Source organism: Nakamurella sp. (genome assembly GCF_048594475.1).
Lineage (GTDB): Bacteria > Actinomycetota > Actinomycetes > Mycobacteriales > Nakamurellaceae > Nakamurella.
Window position 1 is genome coordinate 1 of the sequence record NZ_JBMDXT010000388.1, and the last position, 19,646, is coordinate 19,646.

General features: G+C 74.0%; 16 protein-coding genes. 10 read left to right on the plus strand and 6 right to left on the minus strand.

Going from position 1 to position 19,646, the window contains the following annotated elements; genetic code table 11:
- Positions 1–95: 95 nt before the first annotated feature.
- Complete coding sequence (locus ACOJUF_RS17585; protein WP_420123116.1) at positions 96–2,027, minus strand: helix-turn-helix domain-containing protein; 1,932 nt, start codon at positions 2,025–2,027, stop codon at positions 96–98.
- Positions 2,028–2,231: 204 nt separating this feature from the next.
- On the opposite strand from ACOJUF_RS17585, the gene ACOJUF_RS17590 reads away from it, so the two are divergent.
- The 8 genes from ACOJUF_RS17590 (at position 2,232) to ACOJUF_RS17625 (ending at position 9,768) form a co-directional block, all read left to right on the plus strand.
- Entirely contained in the window at positions 2,232–3,668 is a 1,437-nt protein-coding gene (locus tag ACOJUF_RS17590) for an aldehyde dehydrogenase (RefSeq protein WP_420123117.1), read from the plus strand.
- Between the two features lie 68 nt (positions 3,669–3,736).
- Entirely contained in the window at positions 3,737–5,140 is a 1,404-nt protein-coding gene (locus ACOJUF_RS17595; RefSeq protein ID WP_420123118.1) for an MFS transporter, read from the plus strand.
- A complete protein-coding gene (locus ACOJUF_RS17600; RefSeq protein ID WP_420123119.1) occupies positions 5,137–6,327 on the plus strand; it encodes an FAD-dependent monooxygenase in 1,191 nt (396 codons plus the stop codon). Before ACOJUF_RS17595 ends, ACOJUF_RS17600 begins: the two co-directional genes overlap by 4 nt.
- 47 nt (positions 6,328–6,374) lie before the next feature.
- On the plus strand, positions 6,375–6,803 hold the full coding sequence (locus tag ACOJUF_RS17605; RefSeq protein ID WP_420123120.1) for a hypothetical protein: 429 nt from the start codon (positions 6,375–6,377) through the stop codon (positions 6,801–6,803).
- Complete coding sequence (locus tag ACOJUF_RS17610; RefSeq protein ID WP_420123121.1) at positions 6,800–7,792, plus strand: amidohydrolase family protein; 993 nt, start codon at positions 6,800–6,802, stop codon at positions 7,790–7,792. The genes ACOJUF_RS17605 and ACOJUF_RS17610 overlap by 4 nt, the downstream gene beginning before the upstream one ends.
- Positions 7,793–7,797: 5 nt before the next feature.
- Positions 7,798–8,874 carry an NADH:flavin oxidoreductase/NADH oxidase gene (locus tag ACOJUF_RS17615; protein WP_420123122.1) on the plus strand — a complete coding sequence of 359 codons (1,077 nt, stop codon included), beginning with the start codon at positions 7,798–7,800 and terminating at the stop codon, positions 8,872–8,874.
- Between the two features lie 73 nt (positions 8,875–8,947).
- Entirely contained in the window at positions 8,948–9,283 is a 336-nt protein-coding gene (locus tag ACOJUF_RS17620; protein ID WP_420123123.1) for an ArsR/SmtB family transcription factor, read from the plus strand.
- Entirely contained in the window at positions 9,280–9,768 is a 489-nt protein-coding gene (locus ACOJUF_RS17625; RefSeq protein ID WP_420123124.1) for an SRPBCC family protein, read from the plus strand. The genes ACOJUF_RS17620 and ACOJUF_RS17625 overlap by 4 nt, the downstream gene beginning before the upstream one ends.
- Before the next feature lie 6 nt (positions 9,769–9,774).
- Here the strand turns inward: ACOJUF_RS17625 and ACOJUF_RS17630 are convergent, their stop codons facing one another.
- The gene (locus ACOJUF_RS17630) at positions 9,775–11,004 is read right to left on the minus strand and encodes an Nramp family divalent metal transporter (RefSeq protein WP_420123125.1); all 1,230 of its coding nucleotides are present in this window, start codon (positions 11,002–11,004) and stop codon (positions 9,775–9,777) included.
- 121 nt (positions 11,005–11,125) lie between these two features.
- Between ACOJUF_RS17630 and ACOJUF_RS17635 the strand changes: the two genes are divergently transcribed.
- On the plus strand, positions 11,126–12,052 hold the full coding sequence (locus ACOJUF_RS17635) for a cation diffusion facilitator family transporter (protein ID WP_420123126.1): 927 nt from the start codon (positions 11,126–11,128) through the stop codon (positions 12,050–12,052).
- Between the two features lie 276 nt (positions 12,053–12,328).
- On the plus strand, positions 12,329–13,771 hold the full coding sequence (locus ACOJUF_RS17640) for an ankyrin repeat domain-containing protein (RefSeq protein ID WP_420123127.1): 1,443 nt from the start codon (positions 12,329–12,331) through the stop codon (positions 13,769–13,771).
- Positions 13,772–13,892: 121 nt separating this feature from the next.
- Here ACOJUF_RS17640 and ACOJUF_RS17645 read toward each other — a convergent pair whose 3' ends face one another.
- Genes ACOJUF_RS17645 through ACOJUF_RS17660 form a run of 4 tightly spaced genes read right to left on the minus strand, consistent with a single transcriptional unit; the run spans position 13,893 to position 19,079 of the window.
- Complete coding sequence (locus tag ACOJUF_RS17645) at positions 13,893–16,241, minus strand: heavy metal translocating P-type ATPase (RefSeq protein ID WP_420123128.1); 2,349 nt, start codon at positions 16,239–16,241, stop codon at positions 13,893–13,895.
- A gap of 9 nt (positions 16,242–16,250) precedes the next feature.
- Complete coding sequence (locus ACOJUF_RS17650; protein WP_420123129.1) at positions 16,251–18,524, minus strand: heavy metal translocating P-type ATPase; 2,274 nt, start codon at positions 18,522–18,524, stop codon at positions 16,251–16,253.
- Complete coding sequence (locus ACOJUF_RS17655; RefSeq protein ID WP_420123130.1) at positions 18,521–18,736, minus strand: heavy-metal-associated domain-containing protein; 216 nt, start codon at positions 18,734–18,736, stop codon at positions 18,521–18,523. The genes ACOJUF_RS17650 and ACOJUF_RS17655 overlap by 4 nt, the downstream gene beginning before the upstream one ends.
- Positions 18,737–18,773: 37 nt before the next feature.
- Positions 18,774–19,079, minus strand: a complete 306-nt coding sequence (locus ACOJUF_RS17660) for a metal-sensitive transcriptional regulator (protein ID WP_420123131.1) — start codon at positions 19,077–19,079, stop codon at positions 18,774–18,776.
- Positions 19,080–19,646 lie beyond the last annotated feature (567 nt).

Here is a 19,646-nt window from a genome sequence, read left to right on the forward strand (position 1 = left end):
GGGCCGGATCGGGCGCGGCGCGCCTGGCCGGCGCGGGGTCCGGCGCGGCCGGGCTCGGCCCTCCGGTGTCGTCCGGACCGCCCTCCGACCATCGGTCACTCATCGGTACCGGTGTCCGATCGGGCCCGAGCCACGTCCAGCACCAGCACGGCCGCGCGCATCTGCACCACGGCCGCCGGGTCGGTGAGGTCCAGTCCGGTCAGGGCCTGGATGCGGGCCAGCCGCTGGGTGACGGTGTTCGGGTGCAGATGCAGCGCGGCGGCGGTCCCGGTCCGGCTCTGCCCGTGCGTGAGGTAGTACCGCAGGGTGGCCAGGAGGCGCGTGCCGCGCGCGGCGTCGTGCGCGCGGACCGCGTGGAGGGTGCGGTCCGCGAACTCGAGCAGCTGGGCCGTGTCGTCCAGCTGGAGCAGCAGCCCGGCGACGCCGAGCCCGTGCAAGGTCACGGTGGTGTCGTGCCGGCCGCCGGCCACGGCCAGCTCCCAGGCCCCACGGGCGGTCCGGAACGCCTGCGGGTGGCCGGCCACCGGACCCGCCACCGCGACGGTGGCCGCCGCGACCCCCGGCACCGATCGCATCGCGCGGCGCACCTGCTCGGCCGCGGCGACGACCGCGGCCGGCTCCGGACCGCCCGGTGACCCCGCCCCGGCCGCGACCGGCACCGTGGGCACCCTGGGCACCGTGGGTCCGGCCGGCCACAACACGACCACCAGCCCCCGCTGCGCACCCACCAACGGTCGCGGCCGGTAGCCGGCCGCGAGGTCGGCGACGGCGGCCAGGGTCCGCTGATCGACGACCGGCCGGCGCCCGGGATCGACCGGCTCGGCCCGCCCGACGATGACCACGGCCGGCCCCGACAGGTCGTGCCCGAGCCGGCGGGCGCGATCCCGGATCGCGATCGAGTCCACCGCGGCCCCGCCGAGCACGTCGGTCAGCAACTCGCCCCGCACCCGCAGCTCGACCTCGACTCCGGTCCGCAGCCGGGCCAGCTCCAACGACACCACCAGGGTCGCGTGCTCGACGGCCCGCCGGTCCAGCGGTGTCAGCTCGCCGCCCGGCACCCAGATCCGCGCCGCGACCTCGCCGGCGACCGGCACCGACCAGACGCGGAAGCCGGCCGCCCCGGGCCGCCCCGCCCCACCGTCCGGCACCACCTCGCCGGCACCCTCGCCACCGTGGTCGCCGCCGGGCCATTCGTCCCCGTCACTCCATCCGCTCCGGACCGGACCGTCCCCCGGCCGCCCGGCCCCGTCGCCGACGGGGACGGACCGCCGCAGCTCCGGACCGGGCAGCTCCACCTCCGACCCGCTGGCCGCGGCGACCCGGCCGGCGCCGTCCTCGATGAGCACCGGCCGCCCGATCAGCTCGGCGAGCGAGTCGGCGATGCCCCCCAGCCCGCCGCCGCCGAGGGCGACGTCGAGCAGTTGCCGGTGGATGCGTTCGGACCGGGCCAGCAGATCGGCCTGGTCCCGCAGGCGGTCGACCAGCCGGGCCGTGCTCAGCGCGATCGCGGCGTGGCCGGCCAGCATGGTCAACCGCTCGACCTCGTCCCCGGCGAAGGTGTGCACCCGGGCGTGATAGCCGTTGAGCGTGCCGAGCACCGTGCCGTCGGCGACCAGCGGGACCGACACCATCGCCCGGTATCCCTGATCCCGCGCCACCCCGCCCCACGGCCCGAACTGCGGCTCCGCGGTGATGTCGGCGATCGCCACCACCCGGCCCGACGAGAACGCCCGGCCCGACGGCGCCTGCCCCTGCCCGTCCAGCGCGAGCCGCACCGGCCGGTCGGCGTTGACGCTGGCCACGTACTCGTCCGACAGCCCGCTCCACCCGGTGATGACCAGGTGCCCGCCGGTCGGATCGGGCAGCAGGACCGCGCAGAAGTCGTAGCCCAGCAGGTCCCGGGCGGTCTCGGCGACCAGATCGAGGACGTCCCGCAGGCCGGCCGGTGAATTGACCGCACGGGTCAGTCGATCGGCGGCGACCAGCCACCGGCGCACCTCGGTCAGCCCGGGTTCTTCGACGAGCACCCCGTCAGCCTATGTGCCGGCGCACATCGAAGTGAAGAGACAGTGGTTCGCAATCCATAGATCGCGCGCACCGGTCGCTGAATACTTCTCGTCATTCCAGCCCGACAGCACCGGCCGAGAGGCGATCCAATGACGGATACCAGCGTTGCTCCCGTTCACCCCGCTCCCGTGGCGGGCGTCGGGCCCGTGCCGCAGGCTCGGCCCATGCGGTCGATCATCAACCCGGCCACCGGCGAGGTCATCGCGACCGTCCCCGAGCAGGGCGCGGCGCAGGTCGACGCGGCCGTCGCGACGGCCAAGGACGCGTTCGAGACCGGGCCGTGGCCGACGATGGCGCGCAGCAAGCGGGCCCGGCTGCTGCTGACGCTGGCCGACGCCGTGGAAGACCACAGTGGAGAACTCTTCGAACTGGAGACCCGCAACAACGGCCGGCCGATCACCGAGACCCGCGCCCAGCTTGCCCGGGTGCCCGAGTGGTTCCGCTACAACGCCGGGCTGCTCGTCGCACAGCGCGACGCCGTGCTGCCCAGCGACGGCGAGTACCTGACCTACCAGCGCCGGGCCCCCCTCGGCGTCTGCGGCATCATCACCCCGTTCAACCATCCGATGCTGATCCTGGCCCGCAGCCTGTCCGCGGCGCTGGCCACCGGCAACACGGTGGTGGTGAAGCCCTCCGAACTCACCCCGCTCACCACGCTGGCCCTGGTCGAGATCCTGCACGCCGCAGGCCTGCCGGCCGGCGTGGTGAACGTGGTGACGGGCGGTCGGGAGGCGGGTGAACGCCTCACCCGTCATCCCGACATCGCCAAGATCACCCTCACCGGCGGCACCGAGGCGGGTCGGGCGGCCGCGCTGTCCACCGCCGCCCGGTTCGCCCGGGTGACCGCCGAACTCGGCGGCAAGACCCCCATCGCCGTCTTCGACGACATCGACCCGGTCGTCGCCGCCGAGGGGGCCGCGTTCGCGGCGTTCGTCGCGGCCGGCCAATCCTGCGTCGCCGGGTCCCGCTTCCTGGTGCAGCGCGGCATCTACGACGCCTTCGTCGACGCCCTCGCCGCCCGCGCGAACGCCATCCGGATCGGCGACCCGGCGCTGCCCACCACCCAGCTCGGCCCGCTGATCAGCGCCGCCCAGCGGGACAAGGCGCTGCGGTACGTGCAGATCGGCCGCGAAGAGGGCGCCCGGGTCGCCGCCGGCGGCACGATCCCCGACCTGTCGGCGCCGCTGGACCGGGGCTTCTACCTCCGGCCGACGGTGCTGGCCGATGTCGACAACGGCATGCGGGTCGCCCAGGAGGAGATCTTCGGGCCGGTGGCCGCCGTCGTCCCGTTCGACACCGAGGCCGACGCGATTGCCATGGCCAACGACAACCGGTTCGCCCTCGGTGCGGGGGTGTGGACCCGGGACCTGGCCCGCGCGCACCGGGTCGCCGACCGGATCGTGGCCGGGATGGTCTGGGTCAACGACCATCACCGGCTCGAGCCGTCCCTGCCGTGGGGCGGCATCAAGGAGTCCGGCATCGGTAAGGACGCCGGCACCGAATCCTTCGACGACTTCACCTGGATCAAGACCGTCGTCGTGCGCACCGCCGCCGACGACGTCGACTGGTACGGCCAGGCCGACCCCGGCCGGCTCAACTGATCACCCCGACTCCCCCCTTCGTCCCTGGCGGCCGCGACGACGCGCCGCCGACCCGAGGAGCTCCCCCCATGGGCATGCCCACCACCCCGGCGCCGGGGACCTGGCGCACCGAGATCACCCGAGTGCAATGGCTGGTGCTGCTGGGCACCACCCTGGGCTGGGCGCTGGACGGCTTCGCCGGCAGCCTCTACGCCCTGGTGCTCGGCCCGGCGATGACCGAACTGCTGCCCAACAGCGGTATCCCGGCCAGTCCCGCCAGCATCGGCCTGTACGGCGGGCTGACCGTCGCGCTGTTCCTGGCCGGCTGGGCGACCGGCGGCATCCTGTTCGGGGTGCTGGCCGACTACTTCGGCCGGACCCGGGTGCTGTCCATCGGCATCCTGACCTACGCGGTGTTCACCGCGGCCGCCGCATTCGCCGACACCTGGTGGCAGCTGGGCATCCTGCGGTTCGTCGCCGGTCTCGGCTCGGGGGTCGAGGCCCCCGTCGGCGCCGCCCTGGTCGCCGAGGTCTGGCGGAACCGGTACCGCGCCAAGGCCTGTGGCGTGATGATGTCCGGGTACGCGGCCGGCTTCTTCATCGCCGCCCTGGCCTACGCGGTCCTGGGCAGCCAGGGCTGGCGCATCATGCTGAGCCTGGCCGTGGTCCCCGCGATCCTGGTCTGGTTCATCCGCCGGTACGTGCCCGAGCCGCCCGAGATCACCTCGGCGATCAGCGCCCGTCGCCGGCGCAAGGAGACCGGAACCCGGCACGAGCAGGACCGTTTCGTGCTCGCCCGGCTGGTCCGGCCGCCGCTGCTGCGCAACACGCTGATCTGCACCGCCCTGGCCACCGGCTCGCTGATCGCCTTCTGGAGCGTCTCGACCTGGTACCCGCAGATCATCCGGGTCGCCGCGGCCGCCGAGTCGCTGCCGGCCGACGTCGCCAACGGCCGGGTCGCCCTGGCCTCCATGCTGTTCAACGCCGGCGGCGTCCTCGGGTACGCCACCTGGGGCTTCCTGGCCGACGCCATCGGCCGGCGCAAGGCGTTCGCCATCAGCTTCGCGGTCTCGGCCGTGAGCATCGCCTTCCTGTTCCCGTTCGAACACACCTTCACCACGTTCCTGCTCACGATGCCGGTGCTGGGCTTCGGCCTGTTCGGCGCACTGTCCGGCACGTTCGTCTACGGCCCGGAGATCTTCCCGCCGAGCGTGCGGGCCACCGGCATGGCGCTGGCCAACAGCGTCGGCCGCTACATCACCGCGGCCGGCCCGCTCATCGCCGGCGTCATCGCCGCCTCCTGGTTCGGCGGCGACCTGGGCCTGGCCACCACCTGCGTGGCGGCGTTCGGCGTGATCGCGCTGGTCGGGCTGGCGTTCGCGCCGGAGACCAAGGGTGCGCCCCTGCCGAGCGATCCCGGCATCACCCCTCCCCCACCCGCCGGCCCGGCCCCCGTCGAGGCGGCCGCCACCTCCCAGGAGCACACGTCATGACCAGCTACGCCGGCGCCCGCGCCCTCGTCATCGGCGGGTCCATCGGGGGCCTGACCACCGCCCTGCTGCTGCGCGACGTCGGCTTCGACGTCACCGTTCTCGAGCGCACCCCGGCCGTGCTGGACGGCCGTGGCAGCGGCATCGTGCTCCAACCGGACACCCTGCGCTGGTTCACCGAACGCAGCCGCCAGAACCCGGCGGCGCTGTCGACCAGCACCCGGTGGGTGCAGTACCTCGACGGCACCGACACGGTGGTCCACCGCGAGGAGCGGACCTGGAGCTACACCGCCTGGGGCACCTTCTACCGCGCCCTGCTCGACGACTTCGGGCTCGACCGGTACGTGCTGGGCGAGTTCGCCGCCGGCTTCGACCAGGACGAGAACGGTGTCCAGGTCAGGTTCGTCAGTGGCCGGACGGAGCGCGCCGACCTGGTGGTGTTCGCCGACGGCATCACCTCCATGGCCCGGGGCCGCATCGACCCGACCGCGACCATGAGCTACTCCGGCTACGTCGGCTGGCGCGGCACCGTGCCGGAGCACGCGCTGTCCGCCCACGCCCGGGCCACGCTGGCCGACGCCATCAGCTACACCGTGGTGCCGAACTCGCACATCACGATGTACCCGATCCCGGGCGAGAACGGCGTCGGCCCGGCCGACCGGCTGATGAACTACGTCTGGTACCGCAACGTGCCGGCCGGCCCGGACCTGTCCGAGATGCTCGTCGACAAGCGGGGTTTCACCGGATCGGTGTCCATCCATCCGGGGCAGGTGCAGGATCGGTTCGTCGACGAGATGCGGGCCACCGCCGCGCAGGTGTTCGGCCCGGCCATCGCCGAGGTGGTCACCGGGACGGCCACCCCGTACGTGCAGGTGGTGCAGGACGTCCGGTCGTCGAAGATGGCCGACGGTCGGGTCGCCCTGATCGGCGACGCCGCCTGCGCGGCCCGGCCGCACGCCGCGGCCGGGACGGCCAAGGCGGCCGCCGACGCCTGGGCCCTGCACGACGCCCTGCAGCAGTCCGACGGCGACATCACCGCCGCGCTGCGCAAGTGGGAGCCGGCCCAGCTGGCCCTGTCCGCCGCGCTGCTGGAACGCGTCGTCGACATGGGCGAGCGCGCCCAGTTCCGCGGCACCTGGACCCCCGGCGACCCATCCCTGCGCTTCGGGCTGTACGCGCCCGGCCGCTGAGCGATCCGTCGACGCCGACCCCCACCGACCCTTTCCGAGGAGACCCGATGACCACCTTCCTGGCCGACCTGCCGCTGGCCGGCACGCTGATCGGCACCGACTTCGCCGGGTGGACCCCCGAGCTGCACGCCGAGTTCGAGAGCCACTCCCACGACGGGCATGTCGGGTCCCGGTTGCTGGCCCAGACGCCCCGGGCCCGGGTCTGGGAGATCCGGCTGGCCCCGGGTGAGCGCTGGCACGCCCACCGGCACGTGCTCGATTACTTCTGGACGGCCGTCACCGCCGGCACCAGCCGGCAGCACACGTTCGACGGCACGACCCGGGAGGTCGGCTACACCGCCGGCGAGACCCGGTACTTCCACTTCGGTCCCGGCGAGTACCTGCTGCACGACATCGAGAACGTCGGCGACACCGAGCTGGTCTTCACCACCGTCGAGCACCTGGACGGCGACAACGCACCGCTGGACCTGTCGTGATCGGGCCCGTCGCGGACGGGGTGGTGGACGTGCACGCCCACTGGCTGCCCCGCGAGCTGTTTCACCTGCCACCCGGCGCCCCCTACGGCGCGCTGACCGATCTAGACGGCGAGCTGCACCTGGGCGAGGTGCCGCTGTCCATCGCGGCGACCGCGATGAGCGACGTGGCCGCCGTCCGGGCCGACATGGACACCGCCCGGATCGGCGTGCGGGTGCTGTCCGCGCCGCCGTTCGCGTTCCCGGTCGGCGACCCCGCCGCGGGCCACGACGCCACCGACTACGTCGCCTCGTTCAACGACGCGCTGTCCCGGGTGGCGGCCGACAGCGACGGCGCGCTGGCCGGTCTCGGACTGGTCCGCCTGCACGACGAGTCCGCGGTGCGGGACGATCTGGCGGACCTCGCCCGGATGCCGGGGATCGCCGGGGTGGCCATTCCCCCGCTGCTGCGGGGGGAGTCGCTCGACCGGGGCGCGCTGCGGGCGGTGGTCACCGGCGCGGCCGAGCTGGACCTGGCCGTGCTGGTGCACCCGATGCAGCTGCCCCGGCCGGAATGGTCCTCGTACTACCTGGCCAACCTGATCGGGAACCCGACCGAGACGGCGACCGCCGTCGCGTCCCTGCTGCTCTCCGGGTTGGCCGAGGAGCTGCCGCTGCTGCGGATCTGCTTCGTGCACGGCGGCGGCAGCGCCCCCGGGTTGCTGGGCCGGTGGGAGCATGCGTTCGGGCGGCGGGCCGACGTCGCCCGGTCGGCCAAGCGCGGACCGCGCGAGTCGTTCCGGGACCTGTTCCTGGACACGGTCACCCACGACGCGGACGAGCTCGACCTGCTCGTCGCGCGCGCCGGGAGCGACCGCGTCGCCGTCGGCAGCGACTACCCGTTCGACATGGCCCAGCCGCACCCGGTCGCATTCGCCGTCGACAACGGCCTGTCCCCCACGTCCCTGACCACCGCCGGCCGCAGCTTCCTCGGCCTGACCCCGGAGCGCTGATTCCGATGCCCGGCCTCTTCGACCCGATCACCCTGCGGGGTATCACGTTCCGCAACCGGATCTGGTTGTCCCCGATGTGCCAGTACAGCGCCGTCGACGGCGTGCCCACCGACTGGCATCTGGCCCATCTGGGCACCCGGGCGATCGGCGGCTTCGGCCTGGTGATGACCGAGGCGACGGCAGTGGTGCCGGAGGGGCGGATCAGCCCGCAGGACACCGGCCTGTGGACCGACGCGCAGGCCGCCGCCTGGCGGCGCATCGTCGACTTCCTGCACGGCCAGGGCGCCACCGCCGGCGTGCAGCTGGCCCACGCCGGCCGCAAGGCGTCGACCTACGCGCCGTGGCGGGGCACCGGAACCGTTCCGCCCGCCGACGGCGGCTGGGCCACGGTTGCCCCGTCGGCGATCGCGCACGGCGAGCACACCGCGCCGCACGCGCTGTCCCCGGACGGGATCGCGGGCACCGTCGAGGCCTTCGCGGCCGCCGCCCGGCGGGCCGACGCCGCCGGCTTCGACGTCGTCGAGCTACACGGCGCCCACGGCTACCTGCTCCACCAGTTCCTGTCCCCGATCACCAACCGGCGCACCGACGCCTACGGCGGCTCGTTCGCGAACCGCATCCGCTTCCCGCTCGAGGTCCTCGACGCGGTCCGCACGGTCTGGCCGGCGGACAAGCCGCTGACCGTGCGGATCTCGGCGACCGACTGGATCGACGGCGGCTGGACCGCCGCCGAGAGCATCGACCTGGCCCGGATCCTGCGCGAACGCGGCGTCGACCTGATCGACGTGTCGACCGGTGGGCTCGACCCCGCGCAGCGGATCACCGTCGGCCCGGGCTACCAGGTGCCGTACGCCCGGGACGTGAAGGTCAAGGCCGACGTGCCGACCGGTGCGGTCGGCCTGATCACCGAGCCGGCCCAGGCCCAGCAGATCCTCGACGAGGGCGCGGCCGACGTGGTCTACCTGGCCCGGGCGGCGCTCCGGGAACCCGGCTGGCCGCTGCGGGCCGCCCACGAACTGGGCATCCCGGCGGCCGACGCGCCCTACCCGCCGCAGTACCTGCGCGGCGCCTGGCGCGGCTGAGGTCTCCGGTTGACCCCGTCCGATTCCCCAGCCGGTCTTGACCGGACTATCGGTAAGTACTAACTTACCGTTCGTGCTCACTGACGCAATGGATCCGTGGACGGCGCTGGGCGACCCGTCCCGCCGCCAGATCTTCCGTCGGCTGACCGAACGCCCCCGGTCCGTCACCGAACTGTCGTCCACGCTGACCATCAGCCGGCCCGCGGTCTCCCAGCATCTCAAGGTGCTCAAGGAAGCCAACCTGGTGACCGTCCACCCCCAGGGCACCAAACGGATCTATGCCGTCCACCGGCCCGGGTTGGCCGCCCTCCGGGCCGAACTCGACGGCTTCTGGCACACGACCCTGGCCAACCTCAAGGAGCTGGCCGAACAGACCCATCTGGAGTCGACGAAGGAGCCACGACCATGACCGCATCGACCGCCACGTCAGTCACCACCGACATCGAGGTGCAGGCACCGGTGGACACCGCATTCCGGGTCTTCACGGAGCAGTTCGACCGCATCAAACCCCGGGACCACAACCTGCTGCCGGTGCCGATCGTCGAGACCGTTTTCGAGCCGCACGTCGGCGGCCACGTATACGACCGCGGCGCCGACGGGTCGGAGTGCCGCTGGGCGCGCGTGCTGGTCTTCGAGCCGCCCCACCGGGTGGTGATCAGCTGGGACATCAGCCCGCAGTGGAATGTGGAGACCGATCCGTCCCGAACCAGCGAGGTCGAGATCCGGTTCATCGAGCTCGACGCCGGGCGGACCCGGGTCGAGCTCGAGCACCGGCACCTCGACCGGCATGGCGACGGCTGGCCGGGGGAGGCCGCGGCAGTCGCGTCCGGGAACGGGTGGCCGCTGTACCTCGGTCGACTTCAGGGTCGACTTCAGGACGCCGCGGGCGGCTGACCCCGGTCAGGCGCCGGTGACGGTCAGCCAGATCAGGGTGAGGTTCAGCGTGATCACCAGGGCGACCACGACGACGGCCACCGCGGTCGTGACCGGGTGGTTGGCCACCGACCCCATCACCGCCCGGGACCGGGTCAGCAGCACCAGCGGGATCAACACGAAGGGCAACCCGAAGGACAGCACGACCTGGGAGATGACCAGGGCCAGCGTAGGGTCGACGCCGAGCGCCAGGATGACGACCGCCGGCACCATTGTGATCACCCGCCGGACCAGCAGCGGCACGCTGCGCCGCAGCAACCCGGACATCACCACGGCCCCGGCGTAGCAGCCGACCGAGGTGGAGGCCAGGCCGGAGGCGAGCAGCCCGATCGCGAACAGCGCGGCGACGACCCCGCCGAGGGACTGCCCGACGGCATCGTGCGCGGCCGGCAGCGACAGCTCCTGGGTGCCCCCGCCCAGCGAGGTGGCGGCGACGAGCAGCATGGCCAGGTTGACCGCTCCGGCCAGCAGCATGGCCGCGCCCACGTCGAACCGGGTCGCGCGCAGGATGCCGGGCAGGGCGGTGGCGGACGGCCGGCCGTGCCGGTCCCGGGCGAGCGCCGAGTGCAGGTAGACCGCGTGCGGCATCACCGTCGCGCCGAGCATGCCGGCGGCCAGCAGGACGCTGCCGGCCCCGTCGAAGGCCGGCACCAGACCGCCGACCACGGCGCCGGCCGGCGGCGGGTCGACGAACAGCCCGGCGAAGAACCCGACGGCGATGACGACCAGCAGGGTGGTGATGACGCGCTCGAACGCCCGTTGCCCGCGCCGGTCCTGCACCATCAGCAGGGCGGTGGACACCACCGCGGTGATCACCCCGCCGACCAGCAGCGGCAGGTCGAACAGGATGGTGAGGGCGATCGCACCGCCCAGCACCTCGGCCAGGTCGGTGGCCATGGCCACCACCTCGGCCTGGGCCCAGTAGGCCAGACGGCCGCCCCGCGGCAGCCGGTCGCGCAGCGATTCGGGCAGTGACGCCCCGGTGGCCAGCCCGAGCTTGGCCGACAGGTACTGCACCAGGCAGGCCATCAGGTTGGCCAGCACGACGACCCAGACCAGCAGGTAGCCGTAGACGGCGCCGGCCGTGACGTTGGTGGCCACGTTGCCCGGGTCGACGTAGGCGATCGCGGCCACGAACGCCGGGCCGAAGAGCGCCGCCGTGCCCCGGGCGCGGCTGAGCGCGGAGGACAGGGACATCGCAGCGAACCTATCCCAGATCGGCCCCGCTTCCGTCCAGTGGTCGGCGGGCGGCGGCAGCGCCATGATTCAGCCAAGCCTGTATTGTCGAGCCCGTGACGAAGCGGAACGAGGCCGCGCGATGAGCGGGGGCCACGCGCATGCGCACGGCCCCGCCGGCGGCGGCGACCACCGGGCCCGGCTGGCGATCGCCCTGGGGCTGACGTCGCTGGTGCTGGTGGTCGAGGTGATCGGTGCGGTGATCTCCGGCAGCCTGGCCCTGCTGGCCGACGCCGGGCACATGCTCACCGACGCGGCCGGCCTGGTCATCGCGCTGATCGCCGCCCAGCTGGCCCGGCGCGGGCCGACCGACCGGCGGACCTGGGGCTACCTGCGGGCCGAGGTGTTGGCCGCCACCCTGCAGGCCGCGATCCTGCTCGCGGTCGGCACGTTCATCCTCGTCGAGGGCATCCAACGGCTGTTCGCACCGCCCGAGGTGGCGTCCGGCGTCATGCTGGTCTTCGGCATCGTGGGCCTGGCCGCCAACATCGTCTCCCTGCTGGTGCTGGCCGGCGGCCGGGGCGCCAACTTCAACATGCGGGCCGCGTTCCTCGAGGTGCTCAACGACGCGCTCGGCTCGCTGGCCGTCATCGTCGCGGCGATCGTCATCGCCACCACCGGCTTCGAGCGCGCCGACGCGATCGTCTCGATCCTGATCGCCCTGCTGATCCTCCCGCGCACGATCACCCTGCTGCGCGAGACGACCTCGGTGCTTCTGGAGAGCACGCCGCGCGGCCTCGACCTGGCCGACGTCCGCACGCACCTGCTCGAACTCGATCATGTCCGGGCGGTGCACGACCTGCACGCGTCCCAGGTGGCGACCGGGCTGCCGGTGCTGACCGCCCACGTCGTCGTCGACGACTCCTGCTTCCAGGACGGGCACGTCCCGCAGATGCTCGACCAGCTTCAGGCCTGCGTGGCCGAGCACTTCCCGGTCAGCATCGAGCACTCCACGTTCCAGCTGGAACCCGCCGGCCACCGGACCCACGAGCACGGCGCCCACGCCTGAGCTCGGCGGTGGATCCTGCGCAGCGGATCCCTGACGACGGGACCCTGCGCTGATCGAAGACCCACTTCGGCCGCCGTTATGCCCGATTCGGTGGGCATTGGATCAGCGCACCCCGGCATTGCCTGCGCCGCCGCGCCCGGCGTACCGTCGGCGGCGGCGCGGCAGGGCGCCACCGGTCCGCGGGCAGGGCTCAGCCCACCTGAGCACGGCAGTATCGTCATCACCCTCTTTCGCCCCCGACCGCGCGGACATCGGGATGTCGCGAAGGAGGCTGCCTTGTCCCCCACCATGCCGACCCCGGCCCGCTGGACCCTGCCCGACCGCCCCGACCTGGACTGGCTGCGCGGGCGGGCCAAGCAGCTGCGGCGCGCCGCCGCGGCCGGTGAACCCGAGGCCGTCGCGCTCGTGGACGCCCACGACCCCGGAACCGGACCGGTCACCCTCGCCCGCGCCCAGCTGGTGCTGGCCCGCGCCCACGGCTTCGCCGGCTGGCCGCGGCTGGTCGAGCACGTCGCGACCCGGACCGCGCTGACCCGGGCGATGCGACCGCAGCCCAATCCCGCGGACTCCGACGTCGACCGGTTCCTCCGGCTCGCCTGCCTGAGCTACACCGAACCGCCGGTCGCCGCGCCGGCGCGGGCACTGCTCGACGCGGACCCGACCCTGGCCACCCGGTCCGCGGCGACGATGGCGGCCTGCGGTGAGGCGGCCGAGCTGGCGGAACGGGTGGCCGCCGACCCCGCGGCGGTCCACCGCGAGGACGGGCCGCACCGCTGGCCCCCGCTGCTGTACCTGAGCTACGCCCGGCTGGACCGGGGTGACCCGGTGGCCACCCTCCGGGTGCTGCTGGCCGCCGGGGCCGACCCGAACAGCGGATTCCTGTGGCACGGTCTGCCGTCGCCGTTCACCGCTCTGACCGGCGTGCTCGGCGGCGGCGAGCGGGACGAGCCACCGCATCCGGATGCCGCCACGCTGGCCGAGCTGTTGCTGGCCGCCGGCGCCGACCCCAACGACAACCAGGCGTTCTACAACCGGCAGTTCCGCCCGGACGACGCCCACCTCCCGCCGCTGCTGCGGCACGGCGCGGGCCGGCCCCACCCGTCGCCGTGGCGGGACCGGCTCGGCGACGCCTACCCGTCACCCGAAGAGATGGTCGGCGAGCACCTGCGCTCGGCCGCCCGGCACGGCTTCGACCGGCGGGTCCGGATCCTGCTCGAGCACGGCGTCGACCCGAACACCCGCGGCTATCACCCGGTGCTGGGCGACCTGACCGCGTACGAGGTCGCGGTGCGCTTCGGGCACGCGGCGGTGGCCGCCCGGCTGGCCGCGGCCGGCGGCCGCAGCGACCGGATCGACGACGCGGACCGCCTCGTCGCTGCCGCCCGGGCCGGTGACGCGGCCACGGTGGCCGCGCTGCGCGACCGGGCCGGCGATCTGCCGCGGCACCGCCCGCAGGCGTTGCGCATCGCCGCCGAGTCGCCCGACATCGCCGCGCTCGGCCGGCTGCTCGATCTCGGCTATCCGGTCGACGCCGCCGGCCCCGATCGGGTCACCGCGCTCCACGAGGCGGCGCTGCGCGGGGACGCCGCGATGTGCGAATGGCTGCTGGCCCGCGGCGCCGACCGCACCATCCGCGATCGCCGGTTCGACGCCGTGCCGGCCGGTTGGGCCGCCCATGCCGGGCATCAGGACCTGGCCGCGGCCCTGGACCCGGCCTGAACGGCCCCCGGGCCGGGTCAGCGCGCCGGTCCGCGGGGCCGGGTTAGCGGCCGCTTAGCGGACGGCCACGATCAGCCCGGGCAGAGCCGGACACGGTCGGCCCGGGTACAGCCGGACGCGGTCATCGGGGCCCGGGCAGACGCAGGCGCTTGAGCCGCAACGCGTTGACGGCGACGAGCAGGCTGGAGCCGGACATGGTCAGCGCGGCGATCTCGGGCCGCAGCATGAGCCCGAACGCCGGCATGAACACACCGGCGGCGATGGGCAGCGCGATCGCGTTGTACCCGATCGCCCAGCCGAGGTTCTGCCGCATCGTGCGCAGGGTGCCGCGGCCGATCCGCAGCGCGGTGGGCACGTCGAGCGGATCCGACCGCATCAGGACCACGTCGGCGGTCTCGATGGCCACATCGGTCCCGGCGCCGATCGCGATCCCCACGTCCGCCCGGGCCAGCGCCGGCGCGTCGTTGACGCCGTCGCCGACCATCGCCACCCGCCGTCCGGCGCTCTGCAGCCCGGCCACTTCCGCCGCCTTCTCGGCCGGCCGCACCTCGGCGATGACCTCGTCGATGCCCAGATGGCCGGCGATCCGCTCGGCGGTGCCACGGTTGTCACCGGTCAGCATGACGACCCGCACACCCATCCCGTGCAGTGCGGCCACGGCCGACTCGGCCGTCGGTCGCGGCTCGTCGGCCATGGCGATCACCGCCGCCACCGTCCCGTCGACCGCGACGAACACAGCGGTGCGCCCGGTCTCGGCCAGCTCGCGCCGGCGGCCGTCGAGATCACCGGTGGAAACCTCGTTGTCGGCCAGCAGGCGGCCGCTGCCGACGAGCACCCGGTGCCCATCGACATCGCCCAGCGCCCCGTGTCCGGGCACGCTGCGGAACCCGGTGACCGCCGGCCGGGGCACCCCGGTCTCGTCGGCCCGGCGGACGATCGCCCGGGCCAGCGGATGCTCGGACTCCCGCTCCACGGCCGCGGCCAGCGCGAGAACGGTCTGCTCGTCAATGGTCTCAGGGCCGGACAGGACCACGTCGGTGACCGCCGGCTCGCCGCGGGTCAGCGTGCCCGTCTTGTCCAGCACGACCGTGTCGATGTGCGCCGCGTTTTCCAGGGCGGCGGCGTTCTTGACCAGCACTCCCCGCTCGGCGCCCAGGCCGGTTCCCACCATGATCGCCGTCGGGGTGGCCAGCCCGAGCGCGTCGGGGCAGGTGACGACCACGACGGTGATCGCGAACAGCAGCGCGGTCTGCACCCCGGCGCCGGCCGCCAGCCAGACCCCGAAGGTCAGCGCGCCGCCGACCAGGGCGACCAGGACGAGCCAGAATGCCGCCCGGTCGGCCAGCCGCTGCCCGGGCGCCTTGGAGTTCTGGGCCTCCGGCACCAGGGCGACGACCTGGGCCAGCGCGGTGTCGGCCCCCACCCGGGTGGCCCGGACCCGCAGCGACCCGGACCCGTTCACCGACGACCCGATCACCTCCGCGCCGGGATGCTTGACCACCGGCAGGCTCTCGCCGGTCACCATCGACTCGTCGACCTCGGAGTCGCCCGCCGTCACCACGCCGTCGACCGCGATCCGGGCCCCGGGCCGCACGACGAGCCGGTCACCGACGACCACGTCGCCGGTCGGGATCTCGACCTCCCGACCGCCCCGGACGACGACCGCCGTCGGCGGGGCCAGTTCCAGCAGGGCGCGTACGGCGTCGTTGGCGCCACCGCGGGCGCGCATCTCGAACCAGTGGCCCAGCAGGACGAACGCGGTCAGCACGGATGCGGCCTCGTAGAACACCTCGCCGGTGGACCCGGTGAGCAGGCCCCCGATGGTGACCCCGACGCTGTACAGCCAGCCCGCCGCCACCGCGACGGCCACCAGCACCATCATGTCCAGTGTGCGGGCCCGCAGCGCCCGCCCGGCGCCGTCGAAGAAGATCCAGGCCGACCAGAACACCACCGGCAGCGACAGGATCAGCGAGAAGATGTCGTCCCGCAGGCCGAAGGGGGCCGGCACGTCGAACCCGATGACGTCCCGGCCGATCGGCGAGAACAGCAGGATCGGCACGGACAGCACCGCCGCCACCAGGAACCGGTTGCGCAGGTCCCGGATCATGGCGGCCATCGACCCGGCACCGTGGGCCGCGTGATCGTGGTGGGCGGCCTGGTCGGGCCGGTCGCGCTGGACGGCCCGGTCGGGCTGGGCGGGGCCGGCCGCCGGCCCCGGCTCGGCGAGCGGGTCGCACAGGTGCGCGGGCACGGACCGGCCGGCACAGTGGTACCCGCAGTCCCGCACCCAGTCCCGCAGCTCGCCGACCGACGTCCGGTCGGCGTCGTAGGTGACGGTGGCGGTCTGGGCGACCGGGTTGGCCGCGACGTCGACGACGCCCGGCCGGCGGCCCAGCACCGCCTCGGTCACCGGACCGGACGCCGCCCAGTGCACACCGGACACTTCCAGCACCGCGGTGCTCCGGGACATGACGGCCTCCTACCGGGGCGCCCGACCCGGCGCGGCCAGGGGCCGGAACCGCCGCAGGCGCAGGCTGTTGCTGACGACGAACACGGACGAGAACGCCATGGCCGCACCCGCGATCAGCGGGTTGAGCAGCCCGGCCATGGCCAGCGGCAGCGCGGCCACGTTGTAGGCGAACGCCCAGAACAGATTCCCCTTGATGGTGCCCAGGGTCCGCCGGGACAGCCGGATGGCATCGGCCGCGCCGCGCAGGTCGCCGCGGACCAGCGTCAGGTCGGACGCCTCGAGGGCCACGTCCGTCCCGGTCCCCATGGCGAGCCCCAGGTCGGCCCGGGCGAGCGCCGCGGCGTCGTTGACGCCGTCGCCGACCATCGCCACCACCCGGCCCGGCGCCTGCAGCGCGGCGATCCGGGCGAGCTTGCCGGCGGGCAGCACCTCGGCCACGACGTCGGCCGGGTCGATGCCGACCTGGGCGGCGACCGCGGCCGCGGCGGCCGCGTGGTCACCGGTCAGCAGCATCGGCCGCAGCCCGAGCTCGCGCAGCGCGGCGACGGCGTCGGCGCTGGTCGGCTTGACGGTGTCGGCGACCAGCAGGATGCCGCGGGCGGCCCCGTCCCAGCCCACCGCGACCGCGGTCTGCCCGTCGTGCCGGGCGTTGTCGACCGCCGCGGCCAGGTCGGCGTCCAGCGGCTGGGACCATTCCTGCGCCAGCCAGGCCGGCCGGCCCGCGGCGACGGCGTGCCCGTCGACGACCCCGTGCACGCCCAGCCCCTGGGTGGACGCGAAGCCGTCCACCGGCGGCAGCGTCAGGCCGCGGTCCCGCGCCTCGGCGGCGATCGCCCGGGCGATCGGGTGCTCGGAGGCGTCCTCCAGCGCCCCGGCCAGCCGGAGCACCTCGTCCTGGGCCAGTCCCGATGCCGGGACGACGCCGACCAGCCGCATCGCGCCGGTGGTCACCGTGCCGGTCTTGTCCAGCACGACGGTGTCGACGCGGCGGGTGGATTCCAGGATCTCCGGGCCCTTGATCAGGATGCCCAGCTGGGCCCCGCGCCCGGTGCCGACCAGCAGCGCAGTCGGCGTGGCCAGCCCGAGGGCGCACGGGCAGGCGATGATCAGCACCGCGACCGCGGCGGTGAATGCGGTCTCCGGGCTGGCCCCGGTGAGCAGCCAGAACGCCAGCGTGGCCAGGGCCAGCCCGATCACGACCGGCACGAACACGGCCGACACCCGGTCGGCCAGTCGCTGCACCGGCGCCTTGCCCGACTGCGCGTCCTCGACCAGCCGGGCGATCCGGGCCAGCGCGGTGTCCGCCCCGACCCGGGTGGCCCGGACGACCAGCCGGCCGCCGGCGTTGACGGTGGCGCCGGTGACGGCGTCGCCCGGACCGACCTCGACCGGCACCGGTTCCCCGGTCAGCAGGCTGGTGTCGACCGCGGACGAACCCTCGACCACCACCCCGTCGGTGGCCACCTTCTCCCCCGGTCGCACCACGAACTCGTCGCCGACGGCCAACCGGTCGACCGGCACCCGTTCCTCGCGACCGTCCCGGCGCACCGCGACGTCCTTGGCGCCCAGGTCCAGCAGCGCCCGCAGGGCCGCGCCCGACCGTCGCTTGGCCCTGGCCTCCACGTACCGTCCGGCGAGGATGAACACCGTGACCGCGGACGCGACCTCCAGGTAGATCTCGTCGGCCCCGCCGCCGGCCGCCGGCAGCAGGGTGAAGGTCATCGTCATGCCGGGCATCCCGGCACCGCCCAGGAACAGCGCGTACAGCGACCACCCGAACGCGGCCAGCACGCCCAGACTGATCAGCGTGTCCATCGTCGCGGCGCCGTGCCGCAGGTTGGTGAGCGCGGCGCGGTGGAACGGGTAGGCGCCCCAGACCACGACCGGCGCGGCCAGGGTCAGCGACAGCCACTGCCAGTAGGTGAACTGCAGCGCGGGAATCATGGCCAGCAGCACGACGGGAACGGTCAGCGCCGCCGAGACCCACAGTCGCTGCCGCCAGCCGGCCACCTCGGGCTCGGCGTCCGGCCGGCCCTCGCCGCCCGGGCCGGCGGTCGGCGCGGGAGCCGGTGGGGCCGGCAGGGACGCGTCGTACCCGGTCGCCCGGACCGTGGCGATGGCGTCGTCGACGCCGGTGCCGTCGGGCAGCACGACGTGCGCCTTCTCGGTCGCGTAGTTGACCGACGCCTCGACACCGGGCATCCGGTTGAGCTTCTTCTCGATCCGGGCCGCGCACGAGGCACACGTCATGCCCTGGATCTCCAGGTCGACGGTGCGGCTCATCGGAGCAACTCGTATCCGGCCTCGTCGACCGCCGCGCGGACGGCCTCGTCGGGCAGCGGGCGGTCGCTGGTGACGGTCACCCGGGAGGTGGTTCCCGGCTGCAGGTCGACCGACACGTCGGTGACGCCGGCCAGCGCGCCGATCTCTTCGGTGACCGCGGCGACGCAATGACCGCAGGTCATGCCGGTGACGTCATAGGTGGTGGTGCTCATCGTGGTCTCCTTCGGTGGGGCCGGACGGTCCGAACGGTCAGGACCGGACGAGGCGGGCGATGGCCTCCGAGGCCTCGCGGATCTTGACCTCGGCCTCGTCGCCGCCCTCGGCGGCGGCGCGCACGACGCAGTGGCTCAGGTGCTCGTCGAGCAGCCCGAGGGCGACCGACTGCAGGGCCTTGGTGACGGCGGAGACCTGGGTCAGGATGTCGATGCAGTACTGCTCCTGCTCGACCATCCGCTGCAGGCCCCGCACCTGCCCCTCCACCCGGCGCAGCCGCTTGAGATACGCGTCCTTCTCGTGGATGTAGCCGTGGCCGGCGTGGTCCGCATGCTCGGTCATGTCCGTCCGCTCCGTCCCTGATACCCCTTGGGGGTATCTTTGCCAAACATACCCCTACCCGGTACCCGTTTCAAGGGTGGCCCGGCGCACACCCCGCCCCTCCCCGGCCCCGAGCCTTTCCCGCGCGGATCATCAACGCCGACGCGGACCACATCGTCGACTCTCGTCCCACCCGTCCCATTCGGGGTCAGTTGATCCGCGCAGGGATCCACACCGGCCGGGACTCGCCGCGCCGCGATGGGAGCCCGCCGGACGCCCGCACCACCGGCCGGTCCGCGCGGATGAAGTCGACGACTCCCGGCACTCCCGTCACATTCGGGACACGTTGATCCGCGCCGGGGTAGTTGATCCGCGCGGGAGGGCGCGCCGAGGTGCTCGGTCCGCGGGGAGGGCGCGCCGGGGTAGTTGATCCGCGCGGGGAGGGCGCGCCGAGGTGGTCGGGCCGCGGGAAAGGCGCGCCGAGGTAGTTGATCCGCGCGGGAAGGGCGCGCCGGGAGGGGTGGGAGGAACCGGGCCGCCGACGGAAAAAGGCATGCCGGCGACCAGGACTCCGACGCCGCCTCCCAG